The sequence below is a fragment of the Klebsiella sp. 141153 genome (assembly GCF_032601995.1).
GTDB lineage: Bacteria > Pseudomonadota > Gammaproteobacteria > Enterobacterales > Enterobacteriaceae > Klebsiella > Klebsiella aerogenes.
In genome coordinates, this window is record NZ_JAQIRJ010000006.1 from 79,256 (window position 1) to 95,171 (window position 15,916).

Sequence of the window (15,916 nt, forward strand, 5' to 3'; positions counted from 1 at the left end):
ATAACAGTGATAGAGAAAACAGTTCGAATATACTCGTACAGTTGTACTATTATAGATGCCGTAAACCTAACCGCGGCGGATTTAGCCGCTCTTTGACAGTCAAAATGACTAAGGACGCATCATGCCCCGACCCATCCCCCTCGAACGTTATCGCAACATCGGTATCTCCGCGCATATCGATGCCGGTAAAACCACCACCACTGAGCGCATTCTGTTTTACACCGGAATGAGCCATAAGCTGGGTGAAGTACACGATGGCGCGGCAACTACCGACTGGATGGCGCAGGAGCAGGAACGTGGGATTACCATTACTTCCGCAGCGGTAAGCTGTTTCTGGCCCGGGATGGACCGCAGCTTTGAGCCCCATCGTATTAATATCATTGATACTCCGGGGCACGTGGACTTCACTATCGAAGTAGAACGCTCGATGCGCGTGCTGGACGGCGCGGTGATGGTCTATGACTCGGTCGGCGGCGTGCAGCCGCAGTCGGAGACCGTCTGGCGGCAGGCCAACAAGTATCATGTACCGCGACTGGCTTTCGTCAACAAAATGGACCGCCCGGGCGCCGATTTCTTCCGCGTGGTGCAAATGATGATCGACCGCCTGAAGGCCAATCCGGTGCCGATTGTGATCCCCATTGGCGCCGAAGAGCATTTCACCGGCGTCGTTGACCTGATAAAGATGCGGGCCATTCAGTGGGATGATGCAACGCAGGGGATGACGTTCAGTTACGCGCCTGTACCTGATGACCTGCTGGCGACGGCCCGGCAGTGGCGGGAAAAAATGGTCTCGGCCGCGGCGGAAGCCAGTGATGAGCTGATGGATAAATATCTAGAGAGCGGTGAACTGAGCGAAGCGGAAATTGTGGCCGGACTACGCAAACGCACGGTCGGCGGCGAGATCCAGCCGGTGCTCTGCGGTAGCGCTTTTAAAAATAAAGGCGTACAGAGGATGCTCGACGCGGTCGTTGAATTCATGCCGTCGCCGCTGGATATTCCGGCTATTCAGGGTATTGATGACAAGGGGCAACCGGCGGAACGTCACCCGAGCGACGATGAGCCGCTGTCGGCGCTGGCGTTTAAACTCATGACCGATCCCTACGTCGGCCAGTTGACCTTCATTCGCGTCTATTCCGGGACGTTGAAAAAGGGCGATGCGGTTTTTAACCCGGTGAAGGGCAAGAAAGAGCGTATCGGGCGTATCGTGCTGATGCATGCCAACGATCGCCACGAAGTCGACGAGTTGCACGCCGGCGATATTGCCGCCTGTGTTGGTCTAAAAGATGTCACGACGGGCGATACGCTATGCGATCCGGATGCGGTCATCACTCTCGAGCGCATGGAGTTCCCGGAACCGGTCATTTCGCTGGCGATTGAACCGAAGACTAAGGCCGACCAGGAGAAAATGGGCATTGCGCTGCAGCGGTTGGCTTCCGAGGATCCGTCGTTCCGCCTGCACACCGATGAAGAGTCCGGACAGACGATTATCTCCGGGATGGGGGAGTTGCATCTGGAGATTATCGTCGACCGTATGAAACGCGAGTTTGGCGTTGAGGCGAATATTGGCCGTCCGCAGGTTACCTATCGGGAAACCATCCGTAAAACGGTGAAGGATGTGGAAGGTAAATTTGTGCGTCAGTCCGGCGGTAAGGGGCAGTATGGGCACGTCGTGCTGACACTGGAGCCATTGGCGGCGGGGAGCGGCTTTGTATTTGAAGATGCCACCAAAGGTGGGGTGGTACCGCGTGAATACATCCCTTCTGTGGAGAAAGGGCTGCGTGAAGCGATGGGCGCCGGCGTGCTGGCGGGCTATCCGGTCGTCGACGTTAAAGCGACTCTGACGTTTGGTTCGTATCATGACGTCGATTCGTCCGAGATGGCTTTCCGTATGGCGGCAATTTTCGGCTTCAAGGAAGGGGCGCGAAAAGCGGACCCGGTGATCCTGGAGCCGGTGATGCACGTCGAGGTGGAGACGCCGGAAGAGTACGCGGGGAATATTATGGGCGATCTCTCTTCCCGTCGCGGGATGGTGCAGGGGATGGAGGAGCGTTTCGGTAGCCAGATTATTCGTGCCGATGTGCCGCTGGCCGAAATGTTCGGTTATTCTACTACGCTGCGCTCGATGTCGCAGGGCCGCGCGACCTATAGCATGGAGTTCCATCATTACGCGGAAGCGCCGCGTAACGTGGCCGACGATATCATCGCCAGCCGCGCGAAAAGTTAAGTCAGTATTCCCGGGCTACGGTTACGGCCTGGCCCGGGTTAAACGATTTCCTGCGCATATTGCCACAGCGCTTTCAACAGGGCCTGTTTTTCACTATCATCAGCATACTGTTGATACAGCATCTGCAGTTCATCGGCATAGGCCTGCAAAAATTCCGGCGTAAAGACGTTACGGCGGTGCTCTAACCAACGCTGCTGTTCGTTTTCATCAAGCGTACCGGGGAAGTTACGCGCGCGGTAGTTAAACAGCAGGCGTTCAATGCGTTTATCAGCAAAGGTAATATCCAGCGCCGGCAGATTTCGGGGTTCGGTTTCCAGCACAATTTTCATCGCCGCGCGATCGGCATCGCTAAAGAATCCGTTGTAAAGTTGGGCGTCAACATTATCCGATGGCGTGAACGGTTCGGCTTCGGCATACAGCGCGACTACCTTTTCGCGTACCTGCGGATTTGCGCGCAGCAGTTGGGCGTTCTCCAGGCAGCGCTGAATATTAATACCTAAACGGTCGGCATCCTGCGGGCGCAACGTATTGGCCTGCGCCAGCACCGGGCATTTATTTAAATGCACCAGCTTAATTGGCGCTGCCGGTAAATCACCGAGTTCATCTCGTGGAGTATACAGGCGTTCGCGCAGTGTATCGGCATCGAGCTCCAACAACGGCGACATATCCCCCGCCAGATCAACCATAATCACCGCATTGCGGTTATCCGGATGCCAGGCTAGCGGCGCGACCAGGCTGGTGTTGCCGCGGGCGGCTCCGAACATACCGGAAACGTGGACTAGCGGTTTTAACTGCGGCACGTCGATCAACGTCGCCAGCTTGCGTTTATTACGATGACTGTACAGATATTCAAACAGACGCGGCTGATGGGTCTTCACCAGTTTCGCCATCGCGATGGTGGCGTACACATCGGCCATCGCATCGTGGGCATTACTATGCTCAATACCGTTTGCGACGGTCAGATGCTCAAGGCGGAAGCTTGGCAATCCTTCTTCGTTTTCCGGCCAGTTGATACCTTCCGGACGCAGGGCATAGCAGGCGCGCATGACATCCAGCAGATCCCAGCGCGAATTATCATGCTGCCAGCTCCAGGCATAGGGATCGTAAAAGTTGCGATAAAAAATATTGCGACTGACTTCGTCATCAAAGCGGACATTGTTATAGCCGACGATACAGGTTTTCGGCACCGTGAACAGATCGTTGATGCGGCGGGCGAAAGCGGCCTCGTTGTCACCTTTGGCCAGCGCTTCCTGTGGCGTAATACCGGTAATCATTACCGCCTGCGGCTGCGGCAGATAGTCGTCCGCAGGCTTGCAGTAGAAGACTTCCGGTTCGCCAATGACATTCAGATCGCTATCGGTGCGGATGGCGGCGAACTGCGCCGGTCGGTCGAGCGAAGGGCTGGTTCCGAAGGTTTCGTAGTCGTGGAAGAGGAAGGATTGTTGTTCTCTTTCTATCATAGTTACATAAAATCCATATAGTCTTCCGAAAGAAAAGATCTAAAATTAAATAGATAATATCAATTTAATGATTATAGCATTTTTGACGCGTTTTTAAATGATGTTTTTACATAATACAAGTTCAAAAGGGAGTTTTGGGTAGACTCCCTAATGGCACTTCCTCTAAAATATTAATCTTTTTGTTTTAATAACCACTGACCATTGTTTCCGGGCGAGTAATATTGAGAATGTCCATTTTGAACACTCATTATTTCAGATTTTACACCTAATGGCGCGATTAAGTTCTTAGGAGGACTCCATGAAATAACATCCTCAATAATGCATTGATTGGTAATAAAGGCCGCTTCTCCAGAGAAAGTGAATTTTTTAATTTGCACATTATAGAATTGACCAACAAATCCACTTGCGATGTCTGCATCATTAATAAACCCCCCTTTAAAAATTGCTTGGGAGTTCTGCATTCCTTTAACCTTGCCAAGGAATATACAATCATTAAAAGAAACAGGGATGTTTGCTGAAAGTGAAATTTGTGGTGTTGTATCACTTTGGCTGCCTGTTTCTAATAATTCCATCTCTGGCTGGAATAGGCAGGAACGAAATAGTATATTGCCGGTAATTTTTTTACTTATAGAAACGTTGCTGATTTTACATTTATCAATAAGTATGTCATGAGCATTCTCTGGCATAGTGAGTGATGCCAGATTTGAGTTTTGTAATAATAGATTTCGAGTGATTACAAGCGTTTTACTAATGTTTGAGCAGTCGATTGAAGAATTATCTATTGACTGGATATCCTCAAAGAACCATGATTCGCAGAAAACAGAATTAAATTGAGATCTTATTGCCATTGAGGTTGATAGAACACATCCATTTAAATGAGCAGAATTAAGAATAGTATCAACTAAATTTAAGACAACGGATGATTTATCTGCAACAATTTTCTCTGATTTGCTAAGATCATTGCTTTTTGCGGACGTGTCATGAATAACTTGATTTAGAACGCAATTACTCAATGTTATAGAAACATTGGTATATTTCAAGGAAGATGAAAGGCTTGAGCCATCATCTCTAGTTAAAATCGTAGTTCTCTCTGCATGTAGAGTGTTTAGTGTTGAACGGATCGCGTTTATATATAAACATTTATGAAATGCTCTTTCCGACTGTATCCTATCGATTGAAAGGCAATTTGAGGTATCTCCCCCGCTAATTATTGCTATTTGGTATTTATGGACATTGCCACAAAGCTCGCTTGACAGACTTTTAAAAGAACTATCCCATACTGAAGATAATACTATACCGGAACCATTAAATCCTATGACTCGAATAGAATCGAAGCTTAAAAGTGAGCCTTTTATAAACAATCCATTTAAAGGTATTTTTCGGTCTTCAGCAATAATACACAAAAGGCCATTGACCGTTGTATAATTTGCTCGATCAGTTTTATAATCAGAGTCCGGGTTTCCGATAATTACAGCAAAATTACTATTATTAGTTGCTTGAAAATTATCGGTATTGATAATCAGCCGACCTGACCAGTCTGTGATAATAGATTTGACGCCTGTCAGATCTAAAGTTTTCGATATTTTCCACGGGCCTCCCCTAAGATCAAGATATTTATTGTTTTTAATGCAATCGTTAATCGCAGTAAGAACCGCAGCCGTATCATCTGGCTGACTACTATATTGGGCCTTATAATGTAATGGGGAGGCCGAAAGGACTGCATTATTATCTAAATGAGTGTTATCGTTAGCAATAGCAACTGGAGAAGCTTCTGATTTGTTAAGGGTTGCATCCACGATAAAGGCGGATGGAAGTATATATCTTAGAAAATTCCTTCGCGAAAAAATCATCAGTTTCTCCAGTATTCTTAATTAGAGTTTGCCTGACTAGCCGTTAATGCACTATCGACAGTGGCTTTTTGATCAGCACTCAACTTTGGGTCGCCATAACGATATACAAAGTAGAATCCAAGAAATACCCAAGGATAGAACATATATAACTGCGCGCCAAAAATAAAAGGAATAATAAATAGCATCATAAAGCACATGCCTGGAAGATCTTTTTTGTAAGTCAATAAAATAATAATAATGAAACCCAACACGCCAAATATACCATTTTCAATCATTAAATTGAAAAATCCTCCAAGGCCAGTTAGATCCCATCCAGATACAACGGGGAAACCTTCCCTGTATTCTAAGTTATTTCTTACTAACGAATAACCACCGAGGCCCACGCCAAATATAGGATTGTCTTCGAAAATTTTCGGGCCAATGTGGGATGCAGCAATTCGACCCATAATCAAACTTGGATCACCTGCACGCCCTTTAATTAATGAATATACATTCTGATAATCATCAATATAGTTATATGCAATCTTAAAAATTGCGAATGCCGAAATAGAAATACTCAGTGCTATGAAGAAAGAAAATCTTATGAAGTTCCCTGGTTTAAGGAATCCACTTAAGTATTTGTTTTTCATCATAAAACTAACAAAGAGGAAAATCGCAATTGCACATATTCCTGCTTTCGACTGTGAAAACGCAAGTGCTATTGCAAATGTAAACATCATCAATTTTCTTTTCTTGTAAAGAAACTCAAGAAATATCAGAGACGCTAAATATAAACCATAAGGTCCACCTTCAACATAGAATCCCTTCAATCGATGGATCTGATAATAACTAACAATATGTGTCCCAGCGACTATATCAATCGTTAATAACCCAAGTACAAATAATGTCATATAGAAATTATAAGTAATGAATTTACTAATCAACTCGGGAAGTTCAACTTTATATTTTCGTGCAGCGTTGAGCATTACAATAGCGGTTGAGATACATAGCATAAGTTCAGCGAAACGAACTACTGATATTACATATTTTTGTTTTAGGCCGCCATAATTCCAGAAGAAAACATCTGTAAAAAGCTGTGTAGCTAATGATATCACTAATAGAGAAAAAAAGAACAATACGAAAGGTAATGTCTTTTTGTGTATTTTAGTCATGAAAAATGGGAAAATGATAATCGCCATCAACTCCCATAGCTTCAGTACCCCCACACTCACGTCAGTTAGCTGGCTTCCTAGTGCACAGATGAACATGATAAACGATGCATACTTTACTTTGAGCATCATACTTGCGCGTTCCCTGTAGTCTGTGATTTCATAGTAAAATTCACCTAAAGTAATAGTAGTTACAAGATAACCATATGATTTCTAAGTAATAAGTTAAGCTGTATGAATTCACAGCTAAAGAGGCATATGGCTATACTCAGTATCTCAAGAGTAAGCGCATTTTTCCACTGCAAAAATTTGTTGGGATAAAATTTAGGACAATTTGCTATCAAGATTTTATGAGAGAATTTAGATGTTAATAGTGCCAACTGTTTTTTAGATGAAATTCAATAGTTATACTTATGTTTTAAGTTTTTAAAGCTCTTACTTGTATTATTATATAAAATGAGCGCGATTTTATTTTAAATAATAAACATCGCGCGAAAATTATGTGCTCGAAGTAATTACATTACTTCACTTGTTGTTATTTTTTTGGAATTAATGATTTTTCTTCCAAGCATAATTCCTTTTTTCTCAATGTATTGATAAAGACCTAATGAGATCATGTAAACAATTGGTAATGAAATAACGGCAACAAGTAGACTACGTAATGGGGCGGCCAAATCAACAAATTCATTATACTTGACAAGTATCCCTATAATTGGAATAACAATCATCAAATGCAACAGATATACCGAATATGATACGTCACCGAGGAACTGACTGAAGCGGGCGGAAAGTAACTTTCTGCTAAAGAAGACAATACCTTTTAGTGGCGATTTATCGCTATGAGGCATCAGAAGAATCGACATCCCAAGGATTATCATAACCTCAATGATCATACGGATAGGTGAAGTAAAGTAACCCATCAAAAATGCAGCGAGTGGAGAAAGTAATGCAACCATAACGTAGATCTTACGGTTCTCTGCTACGGCTTTATAGAGCAACATTCCTGATGTAAATAAAGGTAGCTTGAATAAAATCATCGAGGGCATCGGGAATGCTGCGAAATATCCAGGGAAAATAAATGCAGCCATTACGCACATTACAATCAATGCCAGGCAAGTCCTAATGAAACCAATCCCCATGACCAGCATCATGATAAACGGGAAAAGGGCATAGTATTGCATTTCAAGCCCAATACTCCAGTCAGGAAGGACTGTCCTGAATGAATAATAAGGAAGGAAACCAAAGGTGAATGAGATGTGCGTTAACACGTTCGCCATTGATGAGTCGGTATATCTCGCGGTCTCAGTTTGCGTTTCAGGCCATGCCAGCGCGATAGCATCCCGGTAGTGACCAAAGGTTTCACCGAAAATAAATGCCACAATTAGAAGGAGATAATAAAGCGGAGCGATTCGGAAAAAGCGCCTTGTCCAAAATGAAGTTACCGTTTTAACGGACATCCAGGGTTCGACATGCTGCCTTTCAATGTAATTTTTAGCCATCAGATAACCGGACAGCAAAATGAAAAGATCGACGCCAAAATCCGGGTTGCTCAGGATAGGGATGTTGCATCGTGTCAAAATACAAATGTGACCGAGCAGGACCCACAAGGAAGCGTAGCCTCGTAAGCCATCAAGCTCAGGAGACCAGTTTTTATTCTGGCTCATCGTTACACCAATGAATATGTTTGTGAATTAGATGTTAATAGATAATATATGATCAGTTGAAATGTCTACATAGGAATTGTTTATGGAAAGTATTTAAGAATAACCTCATGAAGGTTTTTCATATTAATTTTTTATGACATGCATTTTTAGGTTTTTTCTTAATTACTTTTTGTGTTTGAGTGTTTTTAAATCCCATGCTAATTATGGGTGTTAATAGCCTCGTTAAAATAAATGGCGTTCTATTAGATAGGTTAGTTGTTATGCTTTTTATTCATTATGAGCATCGATAAATCTACCATGTCATATTTTCTTGCAATTTAACCCTGATCTCTCAGGCGAACTTCCGTAAAAAGGACGGCGAATCTGTAAATCTTGAGGATATGCCGTTGAAAGGCCGTTTTTTATTTGCTGTAACTTTGCTCGCTTCGAGCGTTTCCTGCGCATTTGCCGCTGCTGATTTGCCCGTCACCGTGACGCCGCCTTCGATCCAGGCCGGTTCCTGGGTGCTGATGGACTACACTACCGGTCAAATCCTGACCGCCGGTAACGAACACCAACAGCGTAACCCCGCCAGCCTGACCAAACTGATGACCGGCTACGTCGTCGACCGCGCCATCGACAGCCATCGTATTACCTTTGATGATATGGTCACCGTCGGCAAAGACGCCTGGGCCAAGGGCAATCCGGTGTTTAACGGTTCTTCGCTGATGTTCCTTAAAGCGGGCGATCGCGTTAGCGTCCGCGATCTTAGCCGCGGACTGATCGTCGATTCCGGTAACGATGCCTGCGTCGCGCTCGCTGACTATGTAGCCGGCGGCCAACCGCAATTTGTCGCGTTGATGAATAGCTACGTTGAAAAATTGCATTTGAAAGACACCCATTTTGAAACCGTCCACGGACTCGACGCGCCTGGCCAGCATAGCTCCGCCTATGATTTAGCGGTGTTGTCGCGGGCGATTATTCACGGCGAGCCGGATGTCTATCACATGTATAGCGAAAAAAGCCTGACGTGGAACGGTATCACCCAGCAGAACCGTAACGGTTTGCTGTGGGACAAAACCATGAATGTCGATGGTCTGAAAACCGGCCATACCTCAGGAGCGGGTTTCAACCTTATTGCCTCTGCGGTCGATGGACAGCGTCGTTTGATTGCCGTGGTGATGGGGGCCGATAGTCCAAAAGGGCGAGAAGAGCAGGCGGCTAAGCTGTTGCACTGGGGCCAACAGAATTTTGACACCGTCCAGGTGCTACAAAAAGGTAAGCAGGTTGGCGTCGAACATATCTGGTATGGCGACAAAGAGCAGATCAAGCTCGGCACCGATCAGGACTTCTGGCTCGCGATCCCGAAATCTGAAGTTCCACGTATCAAAGCAAAATATGTACTGGATACTAAGGATCTGGAAGCGCCTATCGCCGCTAACCAACGCGTGGGCGAAATCTCGCTTTACGATGGCGACAAAGTGGTCGGTCATTGGCCACTGGTGACGCTTGAAAGCGTTGGCAAGGGCGGGATGTTTTCCCGTCTGAGCGATTATCTGCATCACGGCATTTAATCTCCGCACCCATGGGCCCGCCGCGCTCTGCGGCGGGCTTCATTCATTTCGCGCTTGTGGCGACTCTGTGAATCCGCGCACATACTGTTGTTCATCCGCCTGCTAAATTTGATGTATATTTATACAGTATTCTATCAACACTGGAGGCGCTATGAACTACAGCATTCAATCTCTCGACGCCCGCAAGATTGCCGGGTTTCATATGGTTGGCCCGTGGGAGCAGACCGTAAAGCAGGGGTTTGAACAACTGGCGGCGTGGGTCAGTCACCACCAGGTGCCGGCGCAGGAGTGGGTCGCGGTTTATTACGATAATCCGCAGCAGGTGCCCGCGGAAAAACTGCGTTGTGACACCGTTGTTACCGTGGCGGATGATTACGTCATCCCGCCGAATAGCGAAGGAGTCATCCTCACCGCGATCGCCGGCGGCGACTACGCCTGCGCCAGCGCGCGGGTCATTAACCATGATTTCTCCACGCCGTGGCTGCAGTTCTTTGACAGCCTGCTGGAGAGCAGCGATCTTCAAATTGCCGATAAACCCTGTTTTGAAATCTACCTTAACGACGGCAACCAGGACGGTCACTGGGATATTGAGATGTACGTAGCGGTGAATCGCGTCGGCTAATAAACCTTTATCCCTGATTTTGACAAGGTTTCTTACACTAGCGCAGTGCGCTTGCGAAAAAAGCGGCTACAATTGGCTTTTTCTGTTTGCCGGAGCAGGCCGTGCGCGCTGATAAATCACTTAAGCCATTTGAGATCCGACTGTATCGTCATTACCGAATTGTGCACGGTATCCGCATCGCGCTGGCTTTTGTTCTGACCTTCTTGCTGGTGCGTCTACTGAACGTGCCGGAGGGCACCTGGCCTTTGATCACCCTGGTGGTGGTGATGGGGCCTATCTCTTTCTGGGGCAATGTGGTGCCGCGGGCCTTCGAACGTATTGGCGGCACTATCCTTGGTTCGGTATTGGGGCTGGTAGCGCTCAAACTTGAGCTTATTTCACTGCCAATCATGGTGCTGTGGTGCGCGGTGGCGATGTTCCTTTGCGGCTGGCTGGCGCTCGGCAAGCGGCCCTATCAGGCGCTGCTTATCGGCATTACGCTGGCGGTGGTGGTGGGCGCGCCGCCGGGCGATATGAACACCGCGTTGTGGCGAAGCGGCGATGTTATCTTTGGTTCACTGTTGGCGATGCTGTTTACCGGTATCTGGCCGCAGCGGGCGTTTTTGCACTGGCGCATCCAGATGGCGAATTATGTCACAACGTTTAATCGGCTGTATCAGGCCGGTTTTTCGCCAAATCTGGTTGAGCGCCCGCGGCTGGAAAAACATCTTCAGAAAGCGCTCAATGACGTGGTGAAAATGCGCGGGTTGATAACCCCGGCCAGCAAAGAAACGCATATTCAGAAAGCAATCTTCGAAGCCATCCAGACCGTCAGCCGTAATCTGGTATGCATGCTGGAACTGCAAATCAACGCTTATTGGGCCTCTCGTCAGGGCCATTTTGTGATGCTTAACGCCCAGACTTTGCGCGAAACCCAACGGATGACCCAGCAAACGTTGCTGACTATCGCCCATGCCCTGTATGAGGGAAACCCGCAGCCTGTTCGCGCCAACACCGAGAAGCTCAACGAGATCGTGGTCGAGTTGCGACAGCTTATCAAAGAGCATCAGGACGATAATCTGTCGGAAACGCCGATTCACGGCTATGTTTGGCTGACCATTGAGCTGGCGCGCCAGCTTGAGCTGCTGTCGCACCTTATTTGCCGCGCGCTGCGCAAATAAAAGGCAGATACGTGCGCGAAGTGAACAGGTTGCTTCGATTCAGCAGCATTTAGGGTTATGATAAACGCAAAGGAAAAAACATTGTCATCAGCGACTGCTAGCAGTTATGTTAGCCCTATAGGGCAGTCGCTTTAGCGAATCCGAATCTCAAATATTAGGGGTGTAAAAATGGAAACAACTAAGCCTTCTTTCCAGGACGTTCTGGAGTTTGTTCGTCTGTTCCGTCGTAAGAACAAACTGCAGCGTGAAATTCAGGACGTTGAGAAAAAGATCCGTGATAACCAGAAGCGTGTCCTGCTGCTGGACAACCTCAGCGATTACATCAAGCCGGGTATGAGCGTTGAAGCCATTCAGGGTATCATCGCTAGCATGAAAACCGACTACGAAGACCGCGTTGACGATTACATCATCAAAAACGCCGAGCTGTCGAAAGAGCGTCGCGATATCTCCAAAAAACTCAAAGTGATGGGTGAAGCCAAAGTCGGCGAATAAAATACCCACTTCTTCCGGCGGCATAGCAGGCCGCCGGATTCCTCCATCTTCCCGCCTTAAACCTCCGTATAAGCATCGCCCTTTAAGCCGACAGTTTGTTATACTGCCGCTGTGAACTTATTGATACCGGAAGGGTTTATCACATGCAGTCCCAGCTTCAGGTACCGCCGCGATGATACTAATTACCGGCGGCGCGCGTAGCGGCAAAAGCCGTCACGCCGAATCTTTACTCCAATCCTGCGCGTCGGTGCTCTATATCGCCACTTCAGCCGTTATTGACGATGAAATGGCCGCACGCATTCAACATCACCGTAATAGCCGTCCGGCGCACTGGCGTACTGCAGAGCGCAGCCGTGACCTGGCGCCACTTATTACCCCCGATAATGCACCCGATGAAGCCATTTTGCTTGAGTGCGTCACTACACTGGTCACCAATATTCTGTTCGCTGAAGGTGGGGAAACGGATCCTGATGAATGGGATTACGCAGCGCTGGAAAGGATAGTCATGCAAGAAACCACTCTGCTGATTGCTGCCTGCCGCGCCTGCCCGGCGCCGGTGCTGTTGGTCACCAATGAAGTGGGGCTGGGAATAGTGCCGGATAACCGGCTGGCGCGGCATTTTCGCGATATTGCCGGGCGCGTGAATCAGATGCTGGCCGCGGCCGCCGATGAGGTGTGGCTGGTTGTTTCAGGGATAGGAGTCAAAATCAAATGATTAAATCGTTCTTCGCCACGCTTTCTTTTATGAGCCGCTTGCCGGTTCCGGCCCGCTGGTCGCAGGGGCTGGAAATCGATCAATATGAGCGCGGGATCGTCACTTTCCCACTGGTGGGGTTATTACTTGGCGCGATTGCCGGGCTGGTGATGCTGGCGCTTCATGCCTGGTGCGGCCTGCCGTTGGCCGCGCTGTTTGCCGTACTGGCGCTGGCGCTGCTGACCGGCGGTTTTCATCTTGATGGCCTGGCGGATACCTGCGATGGGATCTTTTCCGCCCGCCGCCGCGAGCGGATGCTGGAGATCATGCGCGATAGCCGGTTGGGGACGCACGGCGGACTAGCGCTGATCTTTGTGCTGGTGGCGAAGGTCTTCGTCATTAGCGAACTGGCGCTGCGCGGTACCTCGATGCTGGCGACGTTGGCTGCCGCCTGCGCCGTGGCGCGTGGGATGTCGGTGCTGTTGATGTACCGCCAGCGCTATGCCCGGGAGCAGGGGCTTGGTAACGTATTTATTGGCAAGGTGACTTTCCGACAGACCGTCATTACCCTGGCGCTATCATTGGCGCTGGCAACGCTGCTGCTGGGCCTGCATGGCCTGCTGGCTGCGGTGATAACGCTGCTGGTGATATCGGCGCTTGGTCAGGCGCTGAAGCGCACGCTGGGCGGGCAAACCGGCGATACGCTTGGGGCGGCCATTGAACTGGGCGAAGTTATCTTTTTACTGGCGTTGCTATAGAGCATATACCGCGCTGACAGGAAGCATATGAATACATTAACTGAATGGTTAGCAGCCATCCCGCGACTGGACGAAAGCGCGATGTCGCGCGCAGGTGAGCATATTGACGGCTTGTTGAAACCGCCTGGTAGCCTGGGGCGTCTGGAATCGCTGGCGATTCAGTTGGCAGGCATGCCGGGTCTACAGGGCGCGTTACGTTTTCCACGTAAAACTATTGTGGTTATGTGCGCCGACCACGGCGTCTGGCATGAAGGCGTTACCGTCTCGCCACAGGCGGTGACCGCGATTCAGGCGGTCAATATGACCCGTAAGAATACCGGTGTTTGCGTGCTGGCAGCGCAGGCGGGGGCTGATGTTCAGGTGATTGACGTCGGGATTGACGCCGAACCGATCCCGGGGTTGGTGAATATGAAAGTGGCGCGCGGTAGCGGCAATATTGCCTGCACCGCGGCGATGAGCCGGGAGCAGGCCGAAACGCTGCTGCTGGCGAGCATGCGCTACACCCGTCAGCTTGCGGAGCAGGGCGTGCGTCTGTTCGGCGTGGGCGAATTAGGAATGGCTAACACGACCCCCGCTGCGGCAGTAGTCAGCGTGCTGACCGATCATGATGCCGGCGATGTTGTGGGCATCGGCGCGAACCTTCCAGTATCGCAGCTGGCGCACAAGGCGGAAGTCGTACGCCGGGCGATAGCGGTCAACCAGCCTTCATCCGAAGATGGTCTCGACGTGCTGGCAAAAGTGGGCGGTTTTGACTTGCTCGGGATGGCCGGGGTCATGCTGGGCGCCGCTTCCTGCGGATTGCCGGTGATACTTGATGGTTTCTTATCATACGCGTCGGCACTGGCGGCCTGCCGGATTGCCCCACAGTTGCATCCGTATCTGATCCCGTCGCATCTGTCGGCGGAGAAGGGGGCACATATTGCGCTGGAGCATCTGCAGTTGAACCCTTATCTGGATATGGGGATGCGCTTAGGCGAAGGCAGCGGCGCGGCGTTAGCGATGCATCTGGTCGAGGCGGCAGGGGCAATGTTCAACGATATGGGGACGCTGGCGGAGAGCAATATCGTGCTGCCGGAAACCCGTTAACCGGCTTCGGGGCGCCGACCGGCCCCCCAAAATAGTGCTTACAGCGTCTGCTGCCACACGCTTTGCGGCAGCAGATAAACATCCGCTTCTGCTTGCATGCCGTCGGTGACGATATGACGAATGCCGCTGGCCATCACCGCAAGGGTGACATCAAACGCATTCAGGCTATCGCCAAAACCGGCGGTAAGGTTGAGCATTGAGCCATCGGCCATCAGATAGATTGTTTTCTCCGGCAGCCGATAAGCGTTGATATAGGGCATAACCTCTTCATGCGGGAACTGGCGCAGGTGTTCGCAGTCAATCTCTTCCGCCACGTGGCCGACGTTGAGAATAAACACGCCATCTTTAGCGCTGTCCAGCGCCAGGCTGTTGACCACTTTCTTGCCGCCGGTGGCGGTGGCTACGACGTCGGCTGATGCGATTGCATCCTGTAAATCCACGACATGCCAGCCGTCATAAGCGGCCTGTAAACGGCGCGCCGGATCGATTTCCGCCACCATGACCTGGCCGCCGAAGGCTTTTGCCGCCGCCGCGACGCCTTGCCCGACCAGGCCGTAGCCGATCACCAGCACTTTTTTCTCATGTAGGGTAAGGTGAGTGGTCTGGAAGAAGGTGTGCCAGGCCGTCAGGCCAACCATATGGCGGTTATGTAGCCCTTCTTTGACCGGCAGATCATCCCAGTTAAAAATTGGATAGCCGGGGCGGATATCACCGAGACGATTGACGCCGGAGCCGGTGGCTTCAAGGCCGGCGACGACATTGCCGAACTCGCCGCGCTGGTGGAGCAGGGTGGTGATATCTGCGCCCATCTCACAAAGGTGAGTTGGCCCCCAGGCGATGGCTTTTTCCCATGATTGCTGCCAGTCGGCATCGCTCATATTGCGCCAGGCGCAAGCTTCCGCGCCACGTTCTACTAGCCAGGCGACGACCTCATCCTGCACGGTGGTTGGGTTACAGGTGGTCAAAAAGACTTTCGCCCCTTTCTCCAGGAGCCCCTGCACCAGCGGGATCATTTTCATATCCAGATGCATACAGCAGGCCAGGCGTACATGGCTGAGGTCGGGAAGGGCCGCCACCTGGCGCAGGGTACGCGGCATATTCTGGCTGGCCCATGCCACTTCTTTCGTTAAATTTGTCTTATTATTCACCGTATTGTGACCTTTAATCCGTAGAGTGGGTTTAACCCCGGAGGGGAAGATGATTCT

At 49.6% G+C, this 15,916-nt stretch carries 13 protein-coding genes; 8 read left to right on the plus strand and 5 right to left on the minus strand.

The features are described from left to right. The first annotated feature begins 121 nt into the window (after positions 1–121). The gene (gene fusA, locus PGS10_RS13480; RefSeq protein WP_047045925.1) at positions 122–2,224 is read left to right on the plus strand and encodes an elongation factor G; all 2,103 of its coding nucleotides are present in this window, start codon (positions 122–124) and stop codon (positions 2,222–2,224) included. A gap of 38 nt (positions 2,225–2,262) precedes the next feature. Here the strand turns inward: fusA and sbcB are convergent, their stop codons facing one another. The 4 genes from sbcB to PGS10_RS13500 form a co-directional block, all read right to left on the minus strand. Next, positions 2,263–3,684: an exodeoxyribonuclease I gene (gene sbcB / locus PGS10_RS13485; protein WP_316423092.1), complete on the minus strand. Its 1,422-nt coding sequence runs from the start codon at positions 3,682–3,684 to the stop codon at positions 2,263–2,265. Positions 3,685–3,854: 170 nt separating this feature from the next. Continuing rightward, a complete protein-coding gene (locus PGS10_RS13490) occupies positions 3,855–5,534 on the minus strand; it encodes a hypothetical protein (RefSeq protein ID WP_155960287.1) in 1,680 nt (559 codons plus the stop codon). Positions 5,535–5,551: 17 nt separating this feature from the next. Further along, on the minus strand, positions 5,552–6,814 hold the full coding sequence (locus PGS10_RS13495; RefSeq protein ID WP_052667984.1) for an O-antigen ligase family protein: 1,263 nt from the start codon (positions 6,812–6,814) through the stop codon (positions 5,552–5,554). Positions 6,815–7,197: 383 nt separating this feature from the next. Further along, entirely contained in the window at positions 7,198–8,346 is a 1,149-nt protein-coding gene (locus tag PGS10_RS13500) for an acyltransferase family protein (protein ID WP_316423093.1), read from the minus strand. A gap of 386 nt (positions 8,347–8,732) precedes the next feature. Here PGS10_RS13500 and dacD point away from each other — a divergent pair, with 386 nt between their 5' ends. The 7 genes from dacD to cobT all read left to right on the plus strand — a co-directional run bounded on the left by dacD (position 8,733) and on the right by cobT (position 14,711). After that, the gene (gene dacD, locus PGS10_RS13505) at positions 8,733–9,899 is read left to right on the plus strand and encodes a serine-type D-Ala-D-Ala carboxypeptidase DacD (protein WP_015365831.1); all 1,167 of its coding nucleotides are present in this window, start codon (positions 8,733–8,735) and stop codon (positions 9,897–9,899) included. 151 nt (positions 9,900–10,050) lie between these two features. After that, positions 10,051–10,521, plus strand: a complete 471-nt coding sequence (gene sbmC, locus PGS10_RS13510) for a DNA gyrase inhibitor SbmC (protein ID WP_047036583.1) — start codon at positions 10,051–10,053, stop codon at positions 10,519–10,521. A gap of 101 nt (positions 10,522–10,622) precedes the next feature. Beyond that, positions 10,623–11,681: an FUSC family protein gene (locus PGS10_RS13515; protein ID WP_045391654.1), complete on the plus strand. Its 1,059-nt coding sequence runs from the start codon at positions 10,623–10,625 to the stop codon at positions 11,679–11,681. A 168-nt stretch (positions 11,682–11,849) separates the two neighbouring features. Beyond that, positions 11,850–12,173 carry a DUF496 family protein gene (locus PGS10_RS13520; RefSeq protein ID WP_015365834.1) on the plus strand — a complete coding sequence of 108 codons (324 nt, stop codon included), beginning with the start codon at positions 11,850–11,852 and terminating at the stop codon, positions 12,171–12,173. 172 nt (positions 12,174–12,345) lie between these two features. Beyond that, a complete protein-coding gene (gene cobU, locus PGS10_RS13525; RefSeq protein WP_047045919.1) occupies positions 12,346–12,888 on the plus strand; it encodes a bifunctional adenosylcobinamide kinase/adenosylcobinamide-phosphate guanylyltransferase in 543 nt (180 codons plus the stop codon). After that, positions 12,885–13,625: an adenosylcobinamide-GDP ribazoletransferase gene (gene cobS / locus PGS10_RS13530; protein ID WP_047045915.1), complete on the plus strand. Its 741-nt coding sequence runs from the start codon at positions 12,885–12,887 to the stop codon at positions 13,623–13,625. The genes cobU and cobS overlap by 4 nt, the downstream gene beginning before the upstream one ends. A 27-nt stretch (positions 13,626–13,652) precedes the next feature. After that, positions 13,653–14,711: a nicotinate-nucleotide--dimethylbenzimidazole phosphoribosyltransferase gene (cobT, locus tag PGS10_RS13535; protein WP_047045913.1), complete on the plus strand. Its 1,059-nt coding sequence runs from the start codon at positions 13,653–13,655 to the stop codon at positions 14,709–14,711. 38 nt (positions 14,712–14,749) lie between these two features. Here the strand turns inward: cobT and PGS10_RS13540 are convergent, their stop codons facing one another. Continuing rightward, positions 14,750–15,859 (minus strand): adenosylhomocysteinase, encoded by a 1,110-nt coding sequence (locus PGS10_RS13540; protein ID WP_047045910.1) that lies wholly within the window; start codon positions 15,857–15,859, stop codon positions 14,750–14,752. Positions 15,860–15,916 lie beyond the last annotated feature (57 nt).